This is a genomic window from Planktothrix paucivesiculata PCC 9631, assembly GCF_900009265.2.
Lineage (GTDB): Bacteria > Cyanobacteriota > Cyanobacteriia > Cyanobacteriales > Microcoleaceae > Planktothrix > Planktothrix paucivesiculata.
Genome location: NZ_LR735098.1, coordinates 1 through 251, shown reverse-complemented (window position 1 = coordinate 251; position 251 = coordinate 1). Strand labels below are relative to the sequence as shown.

At 47.8% G+C, this 251-nt stretch carries 1 protein-coding gene; it reads left to right on the top strand.

Annotated features, from left to right (window positions below):
- On the top strand, nucleotides 1-251 hold a 251-nt coding region (locus tag PL9631_RS26465), incomplete at both ends, for a hypothetical protein (RefSeq protein ID WP_197046530.1).

Here is a 251-nt window from a genome sequence, read left to right as displayed (position 1 = left end):
CCCGACGGCACTCGCCAACGAGTTTATGTCTTTGATTGTCCCACCTGGCGTTACTCTATCTTTGACCATTGGTTAGAACGAGATTGGCAACTCTCCCGTTCACAGGAGGGAACACCGCAGTCAATAATAAATAATATAGAAGCTGTTGTGAGTGATGTTCCTGAGCAGAAACCCGCCGGAGAACCATCGGAATTGCTGAAACGGTTTTGGACACAGTTCTGGAATTTGTTGACTCGTGCCGATTGGAAACC